This is a genomic window from Tissierella sp., from assembly GCF_052089545.1.
In the GTDB taxonomy this organism is placed as follows: Bacteria; Bacillota; Clostridia; order Tissierellales; family Tissierellaceae; genus Tissierella_A.
Map to the genome: position 1 here is coordinate 1 of NZ_JBQDAA010000029.1, position 17,320 is coordinate 17,320.

Here is a 17,320-nt window from a genome sequence, read left to right on the forward strand (position 1 = left end):
ATAAAAAAAGAATCAGAAGTATTGAAAAATACTACTTGATTTAAAGAGGAGAATATATCATGATAGAGATAAAAAATGTAGTAAAAAAATATGGAGATTTAAAAGTTGTAGACAATGTATCTGCTCAAATAAAAAAAGGTAAAATAACATCTATTATTGGGCCGAATGGAGCAGGTAAAAGTACACTTTTATCTATGGTAAGTAGGTTAATTACAAAGGAAGGTGGTGAGATACTTGTAGAAGGTAGGGAAATTGAAAAATGGGACAGTACTGAACTAGCTAAGAAAATATCTATTTTAAAACAATCTAACCATATAAATATTAGACTTACAATTAGAGAATTAGTAAGTTTTGGACGATTTCCCTATAGCCAGGGCAATTTAACTAAAGAAGATTTAAAACATATAGATGATGCGATAGAGTACTTAAATTTAGAAGATATAGAAGATAAATACTTAGACAATCTAAGTGGTGGTCAAAGACAAAGAGCATATCTAGCAATGGTTATAGCTCAAAATACAGAATATATCCTACTAGATGAACCCTTAAATAACTTAGATATGAAGCATTCCGCGGAGATCATGAAGATATTAAGAAGACTAGCAGATGACTTAGGAAAAACGATTGCTATAGTTATACACGATATAAACTTTGCATCTTGCTATTCAGATTATATAGTAGCTTTGAAGGATGGAAGAATTGCTGAGGATGGTAGGACCGAAAATATAATAGATAAAGAGTTATTAGCTGGAATTTATGATATGGAATTTAAGATACAAGATATAGATAATATGAAGTTATGCGTATATTATTAAATTATATAAAAAGGATGGTAAAAATGAAAAAAATAAAAACAATGGCAGTAGCATTAATGATGATGGCTTTATCGCTTACAGTAGTAGCTTGTGGTAATGAAACAGACCTAGATAAGCAGCCTGAGGTTAATGAAGAAGATTTAGCAATTACAGTCACACATGAACTAGATGAAATAACATTAAATAAAAGTCCGGAGAGAGTAATAGTATTTGATTATGGTGTCTTAGATAGCTTAAATAATATGGGTGAAAATATAATCGGCTTACCTAAAAAGACACTACCTTCCTATCTAGATAAGTTTTCAGGTCAAGACTATGAAGATGTAGGAACTCTACAAGAACCAAATTTCGAACTGATCTATGAACTTAAACCAGATTTAATAATAATATCTGGAAGACAGGCAGATTTATATGAAGAATTTAAGGAAATAGCACCCACAGTATATCTTAATATTGATGGTGGAGATTATATGAATTCATTTAAAAATAATTTAAATATCTTAGGTGAAATATTCGACAAAGAAGATAAGGTAAAAGAAGAAATAAAAGAAGTAGAAGATAAAATAAGTATTATAAATGAAAAAGCAAATGAAATGGATGAAACAGGCTTATTTGTTATGGCTAATGATGGCAGCTTAAGCGTATATGGTGCTGATTCAAGATTTGGTATACTATATAATGAATTTGGAATAAAACCAGTTGATGATACTATAGAATCAAGTACTCATGGACAAAAAATATCATTTGAGTATATAGTTGAAAAGGATCCTGATTATATATTTGTGATGGATAGAGCACTTGTAACTGGTGCGGAAACTCTAGCTCAAAAGACCTTAGACAATGAACTAATGGAGCTAACCAAGGCTTATAAGAATGATAATATAATATACTTAGATGCTCATATCTGGTATGTATCATCAGGTGGAATAACTGCTACAAAGACTATGACTGAAGAAGTTCTAGAAGGAATAAGTAAATAGATAAAAAACTACCTAAACTTAGGTAGTTTTTTTATAAGAAAATATAGATATTTAATCTGGATGGACATGTACATCTATGTGTTTTACTAGTTCAAACTTTTTTTCTATTTTATCATGGACACGATCAGCAACTACTTGACCTTCGCCTAATGTTTTATTAGCATCTGCAATAATTGTTAAATCAACATATATTACATTTGCAAACATCCTTGTTTTCATTTCTCTTATCCTTATAACTCCACTTTGTTCTAATACCAACTCTTTAATCTCATCTTCTAATGCTTTATCACAAGATTTATCTACCATTTTATCAATTGCATCTTTAAATATTTCTACAGCTGCCTTCAGTATAAAAATACTAATAACAATACTTGCTAGAGGGTCTAGTATAGGAAAACCAAGACGTGCACCAAATATTCCTATAAAAGAACCTACAGATGATAGGGCGTCTGTCCTATGATGCCAAGCATCTGCTAAAAGGGCACCGGAATTTATCTTATCAGCATTTGTTTTAGTATATCTATATAAAGCTTCTTGGGCAATTATAGAAATAATAGCTGCCACTAGAGCTAAAGTGCCAGGAATAGTTAAATTTCCATAATTTCTTGATAAGATTTTTCTAAGACCAACTTGAGCTATACCTAAAGCAGTAATAGTTAGTATAACAGAAAGTATAATAGCTACTACACATTCCAATCTTTCATGGCCATAGGGATGTTCTTTGTCTGCTTCCTTATGGGACATTTTTATTCCTAACATTACACCTAAAGTACTAAGTACATCAGATGCAGAGTGGACTCCATCTGATATCATTGCGCCTGAGGATGCTACTATACCCGCAGTCAATTTAAAGATACTTAAAAGAAGGGTTACTATGATACTATTTCTAGAGACTTTTATAGCTATATCTTCCCTTGTAGAATTTGAATTTTTATGATTGCTCATTTTGATACCTCCCATATAAAACACTTTTTCTGCAATTATATATGATTTAAAATAAAAAAAACACCGATGGAATAGTATGATAAAACTACTGTCCCACAGATGTCTCAATGTAAATAAGCTTCTGCTGTCTATAAAGACCCGACTACCTGACTCCCGTCAACGTCTGCTCAGATTATATTTAAATTAAAAAAGTTATTAAATGTATTAGCAATAGTATAGTCAATTTTAGAGATAAAGTCAAGAATCAAAAGACTGAACTAAAACTTATAGTATAATAAAATGTGTCTTAAAAAACTTCTTATATGGTATAATAAAAGGGTAAAGGAGCTTGATAAAAATGTGTACAACAATAGGATTTTCATATAAAGAAGGAGTAACATTTGGAAGGACACTTGAAATTGGGATACAATTAGATAATAAGATAGTATATGTCCCAGCTGGAAAAAAAGACTTTATAAAAGCAAATGGGATTACATTTCCCTCAAAATATGCTGTATTAGGTAGTGGTTTTTTTGATATAGCATCATTTGGTGATGGTATAAACGAAATGGGGCTTATGGGATCTAGTAACTTCTTTCCTGGCTATGCTTCTTTTGTAAAGCACCCAGTAATAGGGAAGATAAGTATGACCACCTCTAATGCCTTTGACTACCTACTTAGCAGATGTAAAGATGTGGAGGAGGTAAGGGAAAGGGCAGAAAAAATAATTCTTTTAAAACATGGGGAAGATGAAAAAGATTTATCTACAGAAAATCATTTTTTCTTTATGGATGCTAAGGGTCATAGCATTGTACTAGAGCCTAAAGAAGGTGTACTTATTCCATACGATAATCCCTATGGAGTTTTGACAAATTCACCAGAATTTCACTGGCATGAAACAAATTTAAAGAATTATTTAAATTTAAAACAAGAAAATATTGAAGAAGGAGAGTTTAACGGCTCAAATATTTCAAAACTTGGTCAAGGCACTGGCATGTTAGGAATACCAGGAGATTTTACACCACCATCTAGATTTGTTAGGGCAGCTTATTTTGTCTCTAATACAGATAAAAACTTAGAGCGTAATGAAGCCTTACTACAAGGATTTTGTATACTATCACAATTTGATATACCAAAGGGTGCAATAGTAGATCCTAAAGAAGGACATAAAGATGAAACTTTATATACTTCTCTTATGGATACTAAAAAAGGAGCTTATTTTATAAAATGTCATGAAAATATAAACATACAATCCTTTCATTTAGAAGACTATAAAGATGAAAAGGATATAAAGTTTATTGAACTTGAAAAAACTATGGATTTGTAAAGAAAAAACCAACTATTCAAATTTGAATAGTTGGTTTTTATTAAAAACTTAACTATAAAATCCATCTTTATTATCTTCGAGAGTTTGTAATTCTTGGGGAGTAGACTCTCTACCAAGGTCCTTATTTTGATAAGGATATCGTCCAAATTTATTTAATACATCCCTATGAAGGTTTTCAAAATAGATTAGTTCTTCATCACCAAGTTCCTTATAATACTTATCAGCCCAGTCGTGAAGTTCTAGACTTTCTGAATGCATAAATGGTAACAGTATAAATCTTTTTTCATAGCTTTCTAGCTTATCGTAATCAGGATGCTTTAAGGCCTCTTGAGCCAGTGCTATAGCCATTTTATCTTGAGTATAAGTTCTTATATCATTTCGCCAAAGATTTCTGGAAAATTGATCTAGAATAATTATCTCCGCAAGTCGTCCCTTTAGAGTTTCTCGCCAATGGACTAAGAGTCCTTCAGAAGCTCTCTCCCAAGTATGAATAAACCTTTCACGAATTTTTTTATCAAGTTCTTCATCTTCTGCAAAATGAAGAGGAATATTTTCAGAATCGAACCAAAAATCTAAGATATCTTTATAATCAACATCAGCCATAAAATCTCTCCTTTTATTAATTTTCTAACAATTACTGCTAATAATATATATACCCAAATTCTTATATTAATAAAAGAACTTGGGTATATATTCAAATGGAAGCGATAGATTTAAAATTAAGCATACATATAATACTAAGGTGAATAGAATGTATAGTAAATCTTATATATGTAAATTATAGATATAAAATAAAAGGTAAAATAAATCTTGAATTTTAAATATCAAAATAAGAATAGAAAAAGTAAAAGGAGTTGGTCTAATAATGTATAGGGGATATGGAATGTTTGGAGGAAGTAGAATACTAGGTTTTTTAATAGGACTAGTAATGATTGCTATAGCGGCATATTTTATTATGAAGAGTATGAACAAAAACACATATAATAATTCAAGAGATTATAAAGAAAATAGGAGAGCAATAGATATATTAGACGAAAGATATGCAAAAGGTGAAATAGATGAAGAAGAATATATTAGAAGAAAAAGAATATTAAAAGAAGAAAAGTAAAATAAGAAGAGTAAAAAGATAAATCTATAAAATTAGACAGGTAATATAACCATTCTAAGTTTTATAGATTTTTTTATATTTAATATTTTGATCCTCTTATAGCTTTAAAGCCTGATACTACATCATTTAATTCTGAAGTAATACTGTTTTGTCTTTCTCTTCTATATTCAAAGTTTAATTCTTCTAATCTTTCATCTATATTTTTTTCAGCAGATTGCATAGAGGCCAGTCTACTTGCATTTTCTGAAGCTAGGGAAAAACAAAATGTCCTATATAAAGTAATAAAAAAGTATTGCCTTATTAAATCAGAAATAATAGTTTCCTTTTTTACAAAATATGTTGGTATACTTTTAGAATCCCATATTGATTGATATTTTATAAGTTCTGATAAATCAATTGGGAAAAGAAGTTCAGTGTCTTCTACAAAAGTAGCATCATCCTTTGGTCTATTATAGTAAAGAATAATTTTCTCAACAGGTATATTGTCTCTAAGTTCGTCTATTTCAACTAATAATCTATTTACCATAGAAGATATACTATCTGTTGTTTGAGGCTGCATAAAAAACTTATGAATTTTATAGTCATCTTGAAGTCTTTGAAGAATTTGCTGACCAACTATTATGATTTTATGGTTTTCATCTTTTGGTATTTCTTCTAATGCAAAAGTAGATATTTTTTCATTAAAAGTACCAGCAAGTCCATGATCTGAACCAAATACAATATGAAGAATATTGCCATCAGATGTATCTTCTAATGGCAATATTTCTTCTTCAGATAAAACAATATAAAGAGACATATCTAAAATACGTCTATATTCCATAGAAGCTTTGGCTGCATTTTGAAATTGGTTAATATTACTAGAAGCATGAGCTTTCATAGTAGATACAATGGATTGGAGATTTTCTGCAGAACTTATACTCTCTTTTATACCTTGTAAACCTTGCATTATATATTCATCTCCCTGCTCAAAGTAGTTTTCATTTTTTCTAAAAACTCATCTTTTTCGTCTTCTTTAAGCTTTTCTTCACTTAATAACCTTTCTCTAAACTTATCATCTTGTCTTACTAAATCTACTATATATTCTTGTGCCTTATCTATTTCATCTAATGGAACTTTATCCAAAACACCTGTAGTAACAGCCAAGAGGACACCTATCTGTTCGGTAACTTCCATGGGTGAATGTTGAGGTTGATTTAATACTTGCCTTATCCTACGACCTCTTTCTAAGGTTTTCTTAGTTGATTCATCTAGTCTAGTTCCAAAACTTGCAAAAGACTCTAATTCCTCAAATTGAGAGTAGGTAAGTTTTAAGGCACTTACTATATTTCTATAAGAAGGGAGCTGAGTTTTTCCACCTATTCTAGATACAGATACTCCAATTTGGACGGCAGGAAGATTTCCTTTTTGATATAGTTTTGGAGAAAGATAAATTTGTCCATCTGTTATAGAAATAAGATTTGTTGGTACATATGCAGAGAGGTTTTCTGCTTGAGTTTCTATGATAGGGAGGGAGGTAATACTTCCCCCACCAAATTCATCTTTTAAATGTGTAGATCTTTCAAGCAGTCTAGAGTGAATATAAAATATATCTCCGGGATAAGCTTCTCTACCAGGTGGTCTTTCAAGTAGAAGGGAGATCTCTCTATATGCTCTTGCATGCCTAGTTAAATCATCATAAACAATAAGAACATCCTGACCTTTTTCCATAAAATATTCACCCAAGGATGTAGCAGCATATGGAGCTATATATGATAAACCAGGTGGATCTTCTGAACCAGCAATCATAATAATAGTATTTTTCATTGCATCGTTTTTCCTAAGAGTATTTATAGTTTTTGACACAGATGTTATTTGTTGACCTATTGCACAGTATATGCATATTACATCGCTATCTTTTTGGTTTATTATACTATCTATAGCAATGGTAGTTTTACCAGTTTGCCTATCTCCAAGAATAAGTTCTCTTTGACCACGACCAACTGGAACTATAGAATCTATTACCTTAAGTCCTGTTTGCAAAGGTTCAAATACAGGGGCTCTTTCCATGATTGGAGGGGCCGGTCTTTCAACAGGGAGATACTCACTAGCATTAACAGGTGAACCATCATCTATAATATCTCCTAGGGGATTTATAACCCTTCCTAGAAAATCTTCGCTTACAGGTATATCTGCTACTGTGTAAGTTCTTTTTACCTTATCTCCAGCTTTTATACCATAAAAATCTCCTAAAAGTATAACTCCTATATATTCTGGATCCAAGTTAAAAGCCAGACCCATAACTCCGTTTGGAAACTCTATAAGTTCTTCATTTTTAACTTTTTCAAGACCCTTAACTCTTGCTATTCCACTATCTACAGATATTATAGTACCACTTTCTTCAATATCATTATATTTTAAATCTTCTTGTAAAGCTTTTTCTATAGATTCATTTAAAGAAGTGAATTGTTTTTCTAGCATTTTAACACCCCTATATCAGTTTGTTTCTAAATTTTTAATTATGTCTTGTTCGATTTTATTTAAATAATTTTTAATATTAGTATGAACTGTATATGTTTCTAAATCTAATTCATGTCCTAAAATCAAACTATCATCGACTTGATAACTTATATCTTCTAATTCTTTTATTTGTTTTTTTATAGTATTTTCAATAGCTGATTTTTCTTTTGTACTTAACTTTCTAGAAGATTGAACTGTTAAATGTTTTTCTTCTTTTAATACTTTTGGATCAGGTATATTTTCATCTAATCCTTCTAAGGTCTTAATAAAAGAATTAAAAACTTCATTTTCAATTTCTTTTGATGATACAATATTTAAAATATGTGAAGCTATTTTTACTGCGCCTTTTCCTAAACTTTTACGTAAATCACTAAGAAACTTTGCTTTCTCATCTTCAATTTCTTTTAAATAAGCTTTTCTTTTGGCTTCAGCTTCAGCTTTATAGTCCTCTAGTAAACTATTTTTCTTAGCTTTAGCTTCTTGCCTTGCATTTGATAAAATCTCTCTTTTTTCTGTATCTATATCTGCTATTTTCCCATCATATTGGGATATTAACTCTTTTGCCTCTTCCATCTTCTCATCTGCTTCTATTTGAGACTTTTGAATCTTCTCTTGTCTTTCTTCCATAATATTTATAACTGGTTTATATAGAAGCTTTTGAAGAATAAAAAGGATTATAAAAAAGTTAATTATTTGAGCTATTATTTCAAACCAACTTATCTGCATAATATTATCCTATTACCATATTCCAAAATGGATTGGCAAATAATAAAATCATTGATATTACGAAACAGTAAATAGCAGTAGATTCGATCATGGCTAATCCTACAAAGAGAGTTCTAGAGATAGTGTTTGCTTCATCTGGTTGTTGGGCTATAGACTTTAAAGCCTGCGAAACTGCTTTTCCTTCTCCAAATGCTGGTGCTATAGAACCCACCGCTATAGTTAGTCCAGCCATTACTATAGAAGTCATACCTATTAAACCTATATTATCCATAACTATTCCTCCTAAAATTTAATTTTTTATTTTTTTCTTTTTCTTTTCACCTTCAGTTGCTGATGCTATATAAACTATAGCAAGTATTGCAAATATATAAGCCTGTATCACACCTGTTAAAAGACCAAGTGCTTGTATTATTACTGGGAAAAACAGTGGTACTACTCCTAAAAGTATAGCCACTATAATACTAGAACTCATTACATTTCCGTAAAGACGAATTGCAAGGGACAAGGTTCTAGAAAGTTCACTTATAATATTAAATGGTAACATTATAAATGTAGGCTTTATATATTCTTTTAAATATCCAGAAATACCTTGGTCTGCTACACCATATACTGGTACAGATAAAAACACACAAATTGCTAAAGCAATACTTGTATTTAATGAACCTGTAGGTGTCTTATACCCAGGTATTATAGAAAAAATATTTGATGCTAGTATAAAAATAAAAAGCGTACCTATAAATGGAAGATATTTTCCTGGTTCTTGTTGACTTATTTGTTTTATTTGGCTTCTTATAGTTTCTATTAAAGCCTCTAATATGTTTTGACCCTTAGAAATTTTACCTTCAGACTTTAAGTTTCTCGTTATTAAAAAAGATACTAAAGCAAGTACAAACATAGTAATCCAGGTAAAAACTAAAGTAGCAGTTATCCTTACAAATCCCCATTCAAAATATACTATTTCACTTGGATCAATAGTCATCTAATCACCCCTTTTTATTGAATTTGGACTTTGTTCTTTTAATGTAAATATCATTACAAATCTTACCAACATAAGCCCTAGAAAGGTGAATAACATATCTTTATATCCACCTTTAGATGTATAAAAAAAGACGCTTACTAATACTCCCATTCTAAGAAAAAAACTTGTTATCATAAGTAGACTTGGATATTTAACCTTACTCATTTTTCTTACACTAAAATATAGTCCACCAAAATAAACAATTCCTAAAATAGTTCCAATTAAAAATGCAATCATTTTTTGACCCCCTAATTGTCTTCAGTCTTTTCCTTTATCCAGTGCCATGCATTAAAGGAACCTAAAATAACTCCACCAAATAAAAGAGTAATAGTCCAAGAAAAACTTTGAGTAAATTTCTTGTCTAGAAATACGCCTAAGGCTATCCCCATAACTGTGGGGATAGCAATTGACCATCCTACAATTCCAAAGAGGCCTAAGCCAAACATTATTTCTCTTCCTTCTTCTTCAGATTTAATTTTTTTCAAAGATTCTTTTTCTATTTTTTCTAAAAGCTTTTCTTCATTAGATAATTTTTTCTTATTCAAAAGATCACTTCCTCTATAAATCTATTTCCATAAATTTTTTTATAGTATCTGCTTCTAATCTTATAAGTATTTCACGAGCTTTTTTTTCTCTTTCATCTAGGATCTGGAGATTTTCTTTTACAGTTTGAGTAAGTTCTTTTAAAGAGTCGCCAGAAATAGCTTGAAAGGTAGATAAATAAACTATATCTTCTTGTTTGACAACGACACCTTCATTTATAGCATAGTAAAGTTTTTTATCTGCTAAAACAGTTAAGATACCAGAAGTTAAGGTCCATGTGCCATCTATATGTTTAGGAAGAATCTGAAACTCGCCATTAGAGCCAGGTGCTGTAATCTTTTTTACTTCTTTATCTAAAATTGTCTTATAGGGAAGTATAAGTTTAAGTCTCATTTTTCTCTTCTCGCTTTCTTTTGTTCTCTACGGCTTCTTCTATACTACCAATCATATATAGATCGTTTTCTTCATGGTCTACAAATTCATCATTTAAGATTCTTTCGCAGCCATCCAATGCTTCCCCAAGTTCTACAAGTCTTCCGGAATTTCCTGTCATTTCTTCTGTAGTAAAAAAAGGTTGTGTTAAAAATCTTTCTAACTTTCTTGCTCTATCTACTATTTTTCTATCATCTGTAGATAGCTCTTCCATACCAAGCATGGCTATTATATCTTTTAGTTCTTCATATGTTGCTAGGGTTCTTTTTATTTCACGAGCTAGATTATAGTGCTTTTCTCCTACAATAGATTTATTTAGCATCTTAGAAGATGACTCTAAAGGATTAATTGCAGGGTATAGACCTTCACTTGCTCTTTTTCTAGATAATACAACAGATGCAGAAAGATGTGAAAATGTGTGAGCAGCACTTGGGTCAGTAAAGTCATCGGCTGGGACATATACAGCTTGAATAGAAGTAATAGCCCCCGAATCTGTACTTGAAATACGCTCTTCTAACTCAGATAATTCACTTGATAAGGTAGGTTGATAACCAACCCTAGAAGGCATCTTACCCATAAGACCTGAAACTTCAGAACCAGCTTGGATAAATCTAAATATATTATCTATAAGAAGTAAAACATCCTTTTTATGTTCATCTCTAAAGTATTCTGCCATAGTAAGAGCTGCGTGCCCCACTCTAAATCTAGCGCCAGGTGGTTCATTCATTTGGGCAAATATAAGGGCTGCATTTTCCAAAACTTTAGCTTCTTTTACTTCTCTATATAGCTCTTCAGCTTCTCTAGATCTCTCACCTATACCACAAAAGATACTATATCCTTCTGATTCTTTAGCGGTGTTATTTATAAGTTCAGTTATAAGTACAGTTTTACCTACTCCTGCACCACCAAAAAGACCAGCTTTTTCACCTCGGGCTAGTGGAGTTAATACATCTATAGCTTTTATTCCGGTTATAAATATTTCATCTGTAGTACTTCTCTTAGAAAAAGGAACAGGTTTTTGATGAATAGACATCTTTTTTACATCTACTAACTCTTCTCCATCTAGTGTATTTCCAAAGACGTCAAACATTCTCCCTAAAATTTTTTCACCAACGGGCACCTTTATAGGTTCTCTAGTATCTATTATAATATCTCCTCTAGAGATACCAGCTGTAGCTGTTAAAGCTATAGAACTGACAGTTTTATCATCTATATAAGAGGCAACTTCCAATATGATCGACTTATCATCACCAGCAAGCAGTTTACTATTTATACTAGGAAGTGTATCTTCAAATATAACTTCAACTACACTACCTCTTATAGACTTTATATATCCTTGATTTTCTTTCATACAAATCACCTCCGCTTAAATAAATGTCTCTATAAGTCGTTTACCCTATAAAAAGTAATTATAATCGAAATAGTGCTAGTTAATAAATATAAATTTCCTTTATTAAGAGATATATAGAAGAGTAGAATTATATTTTTTAAAATAGATTAAGTCTGTAAAAGAAGTTTATTTAGACTGCAAATAGGCAGCAAATAAATTGACACGGATAGCTAAAATAGAATATAATTAAAGGTAAATAATAAACGGGAGAGGGTAAAATGATTGTCAGCTCAATAAAGGGTCGAATAAGATTTGTAGATGAAAATATTAAAAACCCAATTGTGGTAGATAAGATCGATAATATACTCAATAGTTTAGAAGGAATAGAAAATATAAGAATAAATGAGCTTATAGGAAGTTTACTTATAAATTATGATGATAAAAAGATAAGTTTTTCTGAAATAACAAAGCTTTTAGAAGAATATATTGATACAAGTTTAAAACTAAGAGATTTCCCACCTCAAAAAAATAATTATATAGATGAAGTAGGAGAGTTATTAAAAAAAGCAGTAGTAAATAAAGGACCAAATAAGGGACCAAATAAGGGACCAAATAAAGCAGGATCTAGTGACAGTTTAGCAGGTATAATAGTAGAAAACCTTACCGGAAATAAACTTATAAAAGGTGTAATATATAGTTTCTTAGGAATTCAAGGATATAAAAAAGGTAAAGGTCTTATGAAAGGACATGGCAAAGGCAAAAGAAATTAAGTGGAAGTATATGTAATGCCTTAAAATATTTTAAATTGAAACATTATAAAAAATGAAAGAAAAAAGGTGATTTTATGTATAAAGTGGCATCGAGATATTTTATCTATACTTTAGGGTTAATAAGTCTGAGAAATGCTCTTAAAAAGAAAAAAGACTCTATTGATATACCTTCATTTAGAGGAATAGTTGAAGTGAAACATAAATTAAATGGTAGAATTAGATTTAAGATTCCAGGGTTAAAGGGAAATAAGCTTGGTTTTGATGAATTAAAAAGTCAATTAAACAAAATAGAAAACATATATGATGTGGAAGCAAACCATATAACAGCTTCACTTCTTATAAAGCATACAGAAAATATAGAGCCAACTTTAATAGTAGGTATACTAATTAAACTATTAGGTTTAGAAAAAGAGGCTCAAAATCCACCTCAGGCTTTATTTACTAGAGAATTTAAAAACATGAAAGAAAGTGTAAGTTTGGCAGTAAATGAGAAAACTTACGGAATATTTGATTTAAAATCTCTTATGTTCTTACTCTTTATAAGTTTAGGTACAAAAAAAATATTAGAAAACCCCAAAGTTGGACCAAATGGTTTTAGCTTTTTATGGTGGGGATTTGCGATGATTAGATAATAATGGGAGTGATCTTTTGTTTAAGATAACAAGAAAGATATTAAAAAAAATGGTTGAATTTAAAGTAAGTAGAAGTATTCCAGGAAGAATGAGACTTAAATCAAAGGCTCCTGAAAATATTTATAAAGAAGCAGAAAACTATGATAGGTATTTGAAAAGAGCAATTTTACTCCTAGACGGTATAGAAAAGGTAGAGTTTAACTATCAAATAGGAACAGCACTAATTCAGTATGATATAGAAAAAACATATGAGTCAAAAATTTTAAAATGGATAAATAAGATAATAGAAGTAGGGCTAAAAAATCAAGATATAGTAGCTGAATATTCACATATAGATATGGAATATTTAGAAAAAACATTAGAACAACAGCTAAAGGAAGAAGTTTTAAAGCTTTAGCTTGTAGGAGATGAAAAAAATGATTAGTTTACGAAAAAAGAAAGAGCCTTTACTTAAGACAAGTATAGTTCATACTTTACCTGGTAGGGTTAGAGTAAACTGTAGAGCGCTTAAGTATTTAGGCGATGTGATTATAGAAATAGAAGAAGATTTAAATAGTATGAAATTCATTGAAAGTGCTAAGGTAAATACCATAACAAAAAATGCACTTATACTTTATGATAAAGAGCAAGTAGGGCAAGAAGATATAATAGGGTTTTTTGAGCATATTATATCCAAACATTCTTTAATGGCTTATCAAAATGAAAGAGAAGAAAAAAGATTAAAACTTTCAGGAGAAAAGGTAGTAGAAGAATCAGTAAAAGATATAGCTAAGAGAGTAGCTATAAATGTAGCTGCGATAGCTGTTTCAGCTTTAGTTAAAGGCGGCTTGAAGTCTGGTTTAATTAAGGATTCTAAACTTTCTCGATTTACAACTATTCCAGCACTTGCAAGTTTATATCTAACAAAACCTATAGCCAAAAGCGGCCTTGAAGGATTTAAAGAAGACCTAAAACCAAATGCAGATGCACTAACTACAACTGCAATATTTGCATCACTTGCTGTAGGGAACGGTATGTCAGCTCTTACTGTAATACTTCTATCAGAAATAGCAGAGCTTTTAACAGCTTATACTATGTCAAAAACTAGAGACTCCATAAAGGGTATGATGAACTTAAAAGATGAATTTGTATGGAAAGTATCACAAAATGGAGAAGTTAAAAAACAAAGAGTTGATTCTATAGTAAAGGGTGATACAGTTCTTATACAAACAGGAGAAAAAGTGTGTATAGATGGTGAGGTAATATCAGGTGAGGCAATAATAGATGAAGCAGCCGTAACTGGAGAATATATGCCAGATATAAAAAGAGAAGGAAGCTATGTATATGCTGGTGGTATTGTAAAAAATGGTAGCATAAAAGTTTCTACTGTAAAGGTAGGAGATGATACAGTAGTATCTAGGATTATCAGTATGGTAGAGGATGCATCAAGTCAAAAGGCGCCTATACAAAATTATGCAGATCACTTTTCAGGATACCTAATACCATTTAACTTTTTACTTGCAGGAATAACTTATGCAGTAACTAAAAGTAGTACAAGAGCCTTAAACATGTTAGTAATAGACTACTCATGTGGGATAAAACTATCTACTGCAACAGCATTTTCTGCATCAATAAATACAGCAGTTAAAAATGGTGTACTTGTAAAGGGTGGAAACTATATAGAAGCACTTTCCAACTCAGACACTATAATTTTTGATAAGACTGGTACACTTACAGAAGGAAAACCAGATGTTGTAGATATATTAATAGCAGATAATAGATATACAGAAAGAAGGATTATAGAACTAGCACTTGCAGCAGAAGAAACTTCAAGTCATCCAATAGCACAAGCTATACTTTCCAAGGGAGTAAAAGATGGAATAGATATAATTGAACATAGCGAAATAATAACTCATGTTGCAAGGGGAACTGAAACTACAGTAGAAGACGATAGAGTTGTAAGAGTAGGAAATAATGCTTTTATGAAAGAAAATGATATAGATACATCTAAAATAGAAGGTGGAGTACAAATCTTAATATCAAAAGGACAAAGCGTTGTATATGTCTCACTAGATGATAAACTTATAGGAGTTATTGGAATACAAGATAAGATGCGAGGAAATATGAAAAAGTCTATAAATAACTTAAGGTTTAAAAAGGTGGATGATATCCAACTATTAACTGGAGATATAAGTGAACAAGCAGAAGTTGTTGCAAATAGAATAGGTGTAGATAGCTATAGAGGAGAACTCCTTCCTGAAGATAAGGCCAAAACAGTTTTAAGCCTTCAGTCTGAAGGTGCAAAAGTAGTAATGGTAGGAGATGGAATAAACGATGCTCCGGCACTTGCCTATGCAGATGTGGGTATTTCTCTAGGAGGAAAGAGTACAGATGTTGCAATGGAGACATCAGATATAACCATACAAAGTGATAACCCTATGATGATACCAACGGTTATAGGACTTTCCAAACAAACTATGAATATAGTTAGACAAAACTTTGGATTTGCAATTGGAATAAACACAGTAGGACTTATGATGGGGGCAACAGGATACCTACCAGTATTTTGGGGGGCAGTACTTCACAACTCAAGTACTATCCTAGTAGTTATGAACTCACTAAGATTACTACTATTTGATATGGAAAGGGGGAATTGATATGGTCAAACCTACTATAATGATAGCTCACAAGCTTAAAGGTAGGGTAAGGTTTAAATTATCACTTCCCTTTAAAAGACCAAAAGAAGCTGGAGAGTTCTTAACAGAATATGAAGGTATAGATAGTTTTGAATACAATGGTATAACTAAATCTGTACTTGTAAAATTTGATAGTTTAAGGGTAGATTTAAATGAAATAATAATGAGGCTTTCTATTATTTATTCAAAGCAATATGGTATGATGCCAATAAATGTTTATATAGCTAAATCCAATAAAAATTCATCGCTTGCTTATTTTGCAATAACTAATATTGTAATAGCGGCTTTTATAAAAAACTTTACACCACTTAGGAGCAAAGAAATTATGAACTTTTTATCTTGGTCAGCAGTTGGAACTACTTCTCTTGCAATACTTGACCATGGATATAATGAAATAAAAGAGCAAGGTGCTTTTGACCCTGAACTAGTTTCATCCGTTTATCTTTTCAATGCAGTTAAAAATGGAAAGCTTTTAACAGGATCCTTTATAACCTGGCTAGCTGCTTTTGGTAGACATAGTCTAGATCTACCATATGAAGGTATAACTGTTAAAGTAAAAGAACTTGAAAATATATTTACAGGACAACCACAATATAATATAAGTATATATAGAGGCGTGAGGGTTGAAGAAGAAAATATAGATGGAAAAATTGGCTTAATAAGAGATTTAATAAACAATTATATAGATAATAAACAGTTCAAGCTACAAAAGAATTATTTTATGGGCAACAATTCAATGTTAGATAGCAAAGAAGTAGGTGCTTCAGAACTTCTAGGTAGTTCTAACAATATAGTTATAAATAATAGAAGCGAAAGCTTTTCTATATAAAAAATAAGGAGGAATAATATATGTTTTCAACAATTAATAGAGATCATTTAATGGGAGCAGCAGTAGGGGTAGGTGCCTGTGCAGTAGGTTATTACTTATATACTAAAAATGAGGAACAAGTAGATAACTTTTTAAAAAAGCAAGGAATAAATCTTCCTACTTCTACTAGTAAAAACTATAACAATATGAGCATAGAAGAATTAATGGAAACAAAAGAATTGTTAGAAGATTTAATAGCTGAAAAAGAAGTAAAAATGTCTTCAGAAACTATAGTATCATCTGAAGAAGTATAGGACTGATAAAAATAAGAACATTTTCATGTTCTTATTTTTTTTATAAGGGTATATGTATAGTATAAAGTAGTAAAATGTAGGAGGTATATATATGAAAAAAATTCTAGTTACAACGGATGGTTCAAAAAATTCCAACAAGGCTTTATTAGAAGCTAAAAAAATTGCTAAAGCTTTACATGCACAAGTAGACATACTTAATGTAATAAAGGATGTAGTAGTAAATCCTTATGTTGTAGAGCAATACTATACAGTTGAAGACTTAAGACCTACAGCAGAAAAACTTTTAGAAGAAGCCCTAAAATACTTTGATGATTGCAAAGGAGAAATAAATACTAAGATTAGAACAGGTGACCCTGGTGATGCAATAATAAAAGAAGCAGAAAAAGAAGATTACGATCTTGTAGTTATGGGGAGTAGAGGTC

Annotated in this window: 22 protein-coding genes and 1 riboswitch; of the genes, 11 read left to right on the plus strand and 11 right to left on the minus strand. The window is 30.8% G+C overall.

The features are described from left to right. Window positions 1–59 precede the first annotated feature (59 nt). A complete protein-coding gene (locus ACTHW2_RS03875; RefSeq protein ID WP_442262418.1) occupies window positions 60–815 on the plus strand; it encodes an iron ABC transporter ATP-binding protein in 756 nt (251 codons plus the stop codon). A gap of 23 nt (window positions 816–838) precedes the next feature. Continuing rightward, window positions 839–1,795 carry a siderophore ABC transporter substrate-binding protein gene (locus ACTHW2_RS03880; RefSeq protein ID WP_442262419.1) on the plus strand — a complete coding sequence of 319 codons (957 nt, stop codon included), beginning with the start codon at window positions 839–841 and terminating at the stop codon, window positions 1,793–1,795. A gap of 51 nt (window positions 1,796–1,846) precedes the next feature. Here ACTHW2_RS03880 and ACTHW2_RS03885 read toward each other — a convergent pair whose 3' ends face one another. Continuing rightward, window positions 1,847–2,740 carry a cation diffusion facilitator family transporter gene (locus ACTHW2_RS03885; RefSeq protein ID WP_442262420.1) on the minus strand — a complete coding sequence of 298 codons (894 nt, stop codon included), beginning with the start codon at window positions 2,738–2,740 and terminating at the stop codon, window positions 1,847–1,849. A gap of 86 nt (window positions 2,741–2,826) precedes the next feature. Then, window positions 2,827–2,921: riboswitch (NiCo riboswitch) on the minus strand. A gap of 156 nt (window positions 2,922–3,077) precedes the next feature. Here ACTHW2_RS03885 and ACTHW2_RS03890 point away from each other — a divergent pair. Then, window positions 3,078–4,046, plus strand: a complete 969-nt coding sequence (locus ACTHW2_RS03890) for a linear amide C-N hydrolase (RefSeq protein ID WP_442262421.1) — start codon at window positions 3,078–3,080, stop codon at window positions 4,044–4,046. Window positions 4,047–4,094: 48 nt separating this feature from the next. On the opposite strand, the gene ACTHW2_RS03895 is transcribed toward ACTHW2_RS03890, so the two are convergent. Further along, entirely contained in the window at window positions 4,095–4,649 is a 555-nt protein-coding gene (locus tag ACTHW2_RS03895) for a DUF924 family protein (RefSeq protein WP_442262422.1), read from the minus strand. Between the two features lie 262 nt (window positions 4,650–4,911). Here ACTHW2_RS03895 and ACTHW2_RS03900 point away from each other — a divergent pair, with 262 nt between their 5' ends. Continuing rightward, a complete protein-coding gene (locus ACTHW2_RS03900; RefSeq protein WP_442262423.1) occupies window positions 4,912–5,154 on the plus strand; it encodes an SHOCT domain-containing protein in 243 nt (80 codons plus the stop codon). A 79-nt stretch (window positions 5,155–5,233) separates the two neighbouring features. On the opposite strand, the gene ACTHW2_RS03905 is transcribed toward ACTHW2_RS03900, so the two are convergent. Genes ACTHW2_RS03905 through atpD form a run of 9 tightly spaced genes read right to left on the minus strand, consistent with a single transcriptional unit; the run spans window position 5,234 to window position 11,720 of the window. After that, window positions 5,234–6,100, minus strand: a complete 867-nt coding sequence (locus ACTHW2_RS03905; RefSeq protein ID WP_442262424.1) for a F0F1 ATP synthase subunit gamma — start codon at window positions 6,098–6,100, stop codon at window positions 5,234–5,236. Then, complete coding sequence (locus tag ACTHW2_RS03910) at window positions 6,100–7,611, minus strand: alternate F1F0 ATPase, F1 subunit alpha (RefSeq protein ID WP_442262425.1); 1,512 nt, start codon at window positions 7,609–7,611, stop codon at window positions 6,100–6,102. Before ACTHW2_RS03910 ends, ACTHW2_RS03905 begins: the two co-directional genes overlap by 1 nt. Window positions 7,612–7,626: 15 nt before the next feature. Beyond that, window positions 7,627–8,376 (minus strand): F0F1 ATP synthase subunit B family protein, encoded by a 750-nt coding sequence (locus tag ACTHW2_RS03915; protein ID WP_442262426.1) that lies wholly within the window; start codon window positions 8,374–8,376, stop codon window positions 7,627–7,629. Between the two features lie 4 nt (window positions 8,377–8,380). Continuing rightward, a complete protein-coding gene (locus ACTHW2_RS03920; RefSeq protein ID WP_442262427.1) occupies window positions 8,381–8,647 on the minus strand; it encodes a F0F1 ATP synthase subunit C in 267 nt (88 codons plus the stop codon). Window positions 8,648–8,665: 18 nt separating this feature from the next. Continuing rightward, complete coding sequence (locus ACTHW2_RS03925; protein ID WP_442262428.1) at window positions 8,666–9,355, minus strand: F0F1 ATP synthase subunit A; 690 nt, start codon at window positions 9,353–9,355, stop codon at window positions 8,666–8,668. Next, window positions 9,356–9,631 (minus strand): N-ATPase subunit AtpR, encoded by a 276-nt coding sequence (locus ACTHW2_RS03930; protein WP_442262429.1) that lies wholly within the window; start codon window positions 9,629–9,631, stop codon window positions 9,356–9,358. An 11-nt stretch (window positions 9,632–9,642) separates the two neighbouring features. Next, the gene (locus ACTHW2_RS03935; protein WP_442262430.1) at window positions 9,643–9,939 is read right to left on the minus strand and encodes an AtpZ/AtpI family protein; all 297 of its coding nucleotides are present in this window, start codon (window positions 9,937–9,939) and stop codon (window positions 9,643–9,645) included. Between the two features lie 13 nt (window positions 9,940–9,952). Then, window positions 9,953–10,330 (minus strand): hypothetical protein, encoded by a 378-nt coding sequence (locus ACTHW2_RS03940; protein WP_442262431.1) that lies wholly within the window; start codon window positions 10,328–10,330, stop codon window positions 9,953–9,955. Next, a complete protein-coding gene (gene atpD, locus ACTHW2_RS03945; RefSeq protein ID WP_442262432.1) occupies window positions 10,320–11,720 on the minus strand; it encodes a F0F1 ATP synthase subunit beta in 1,401 nt (466 codons plus the stop codon). The genes ACTHW2_RS03940 and atpD overlap by 11 nt, the downstream gene beginning before the upstream one ends. 257 nt (window positions 11,721–11,977) lie before the next feature. On the opposite strand from atpD, the gene ACTHW2_RS03950 reads away from it, so the two are divergent. The 7 genes from ACTHW2_RS03950 to ACTHW2_RS03980 form a co-directional block, all read left to right on the plus strand. Next, entirely contained in the window at window positions 11,978–12,469 is a 492-nt protein-coding gene (locus ACTHW2_RS03950) for an HMA2 domain-containing protein (RefSeq protein ID WP_442262433.1), read from the plus strand. 74 nt (window positions 12,470–12,543) lie between these two features. Continuing rightward, on the plus strand, window positions 12,544–13,101 hold the full coding sequence (locus ACTHW2_RS03955) for an HMA2 domain-containing protein (RefSeq protein ID WP_442262434.1): 558 nt from the start codon (window positions 12,544–12,546) through the stop codon (window positions 13,099–13,101). Window positions 13,102–13,117: 16 nt separating this feature from the next. Next, window positions 13,118–13,498: an HMA2 domain-containing protein gene (locus ACTHW2_RS03960; RefSeq protein WP_442262435.1), complete on the plus strand. Its 381-nt coding sequence runs from the start codon at window positions 13,118–13,120 to the stop codon at window positions 13,496–13,498. A gap of 19 nt (window positions 13,499–13,517) precedes the next feature. Next, window positions 13,518–15,737 carry a heavy metal translocating P-type ATPase gene (locus tag ACTHW2_RS03965; RefSeq protein WP_442262436.1) on the plus strand — a complete coding sequence of 740 codons (2,220 nt, stop codon included), beginning with the start codon at window positions 13,518–13,520 and terminating at the stop codon, window positions 15,735–15,737. Between the two features lies 1 nt (window position 15,738). Then, a complete protein-coding gene (locus ACTHW2_RS03970) occupies window positions 15,739–16,605 on the plus strand; it encodes a hypothetical protein (protein WP_442262437.1) in 867 nt (288 codons plus the stop codon). A gap of 20 nt (window positions 16,606–16,625) precedes the next feature. Beyond that, a complete protein-coding gene (locus ACTHW2_RS03975; protein ID WP_442262438.1) occupies window positions 16,626–16,898 on the plus strand; it encodes a hypothetical protein in 273 nt (90 codons plus the stop codon). Window positions 16,899–16,989: 91 nt separating this feature from the next. Then, window positions 16,990–17,320, plus strand: a 331-nt coding sequence (locus tag ACTHW2_RS03980; RefSeq protein ID WP_442262439.1) for a universal stress protein, incomplete at its 3' end; no start/stop codon positions are given.

What these genes read in the sequence shown, in the direction of transcription:
- ACTHW2_RS03875 (WP_442262418.1), top strand. Translation starts at nt 60, where the DNA reads ATGATAGAGATAAAAAATGTAGTAAAAAAATATGGAGATTTAAAAGTT.
- ACTHW2_RS03880 (WP_442262419.1), top strand. Translation starts at nt 839, where the DNA reads ATGAAAAAAATAAAAACAATGGCAGTAGCATTAATGATGATGGCTTTA.
- ACTHW2_RS03885 (WP_442262420.1), bottom strand. Translation starts at nt 2,740, where the DNA reads ATGAGCAATCATAAAAATTCAAATTCTACAAGGGAAGATATAGCTATA.
- ACTHW2_RS03890 (WP_442262421.1), top strand. Translation starts at nt 3,078, where the DNA reads ATGTGTACAACAATAGGATTTTCATATAAAGAAGGAGTAACATTTGGA.
- ACTHW2_RS03895 (WP_442262422.1), bottom strand. Translation starts at nt 4,649, where the DNA reads ATGGCTGATGTTGATTATAAAGATATCTTAGATTTTTGGTTCGATTCT.
- ACTHW2_RS03900 (WP_442262423.1), top strand. Translation starts at nt 4,912, where the DNA reads ATGTATAGGGGATATGGAATGTTTGGAGGAAGTAGAATACTAGGTTTT.
- ACTHW2_RS03905 (WP_442262424.1), bottom strand. Translation starts at nt 6,100, where the DNA reads ATGCAAGGTTTACAAGGTATAAAAGAGAGTATAAGTTCTGCAGAAAAT.
- ACTHW2_RS03910 (WP_442262425.1), bottom strand. Translation starts at nt 7,611, where the DNA reads ATGCTAGAAAAACAATTCACTTCTTTAAATGAATCTATAGAAAAAGCT.
- ACTHW2_RS03915 (WP_442262426.1), bottom strand. Translation starts at nt 8,376, where the DNA reads ATGCAGATAAGTTGGTTTGAAATAATAGCTCAAATAATTAACTTTTTT.
- ACTHW2_RS03920 (WP_442262427.1), bottom strand. Translation starts at nt 8,647, where the DNA reads ATGGATAATATAGGTTTAATAGGTATGACTTCTATAGTAATGGCTGGA.
- ACTHW2_RS03925 (WP_442262428.1), bottom strand. Translation starts at nt 9,355, where the DNA reads ATGACTATTGATCCAAGTGAAATAGTATATTTTGAATGGGGATTTGTA.
- ACTHW2_RS03930 (WP_442262429.1), bottom strand. Translation starts at nt 9,631, where the DNA reads ATGATTGCATTTTTAATTGGAACTATTTTAGGAATTGTTTATTTTGGT.
- ACTHW2_RS03940 (WP_442262431.1), bottom strand. Translation starts at nt 10,330, where the DNA reads ATGAGACTTAAACTTATACTTCCCTATAAGACAATTTTAGATAAAGAA.
- atpD (WP_442262432.1), bottom strand. Translation starts at nt 11,720, where the DNA reads ATGAAAGAAAATCAAGGATATATAAAGTCTATAAGAGGTAGTGTAGTT.
- ACTHW2_RS03950 (WP_442262433.1), top strand. Translation starts at nt 11,978, where the DNA reads ATGATTGTCAGCTCAATAAAGGGTCGAATAAGATTTGTAGATGAAAAT.
- ACTHW2_RS03955 (WP_442262434.1), top strand. Translation starts at nt 12,544, where the DNA reads ATGTATAAAGTGGCATCGAGATATTTTATCTATACTTTAGGGTTAATA.
- ACTHW2_RS03965 (WP_442262436.1), top strand. Translation starts at nt 13,518, where the DNA reads ATGATTAGTTTACGAAAAAAGAAAGAGCCTTTACTTAAGACAAGTATA.
- ACTHW2_RS03970 (WP_442262437.1), top strand. Translation starts at nt 15,739, where the DNA reads ATGGTCAAACCTACTATAATGATAGCTCACAAGCTTAAAGGTAGGGTA.
- ACTHW2_RS03975 (WP_442262438.1), top strand. Translation starts at nt 16,626, where the DNA reads ATGTTTTCAACAATTAATAGAGATCATTTAATGGGAGCAGCAGTAGGG.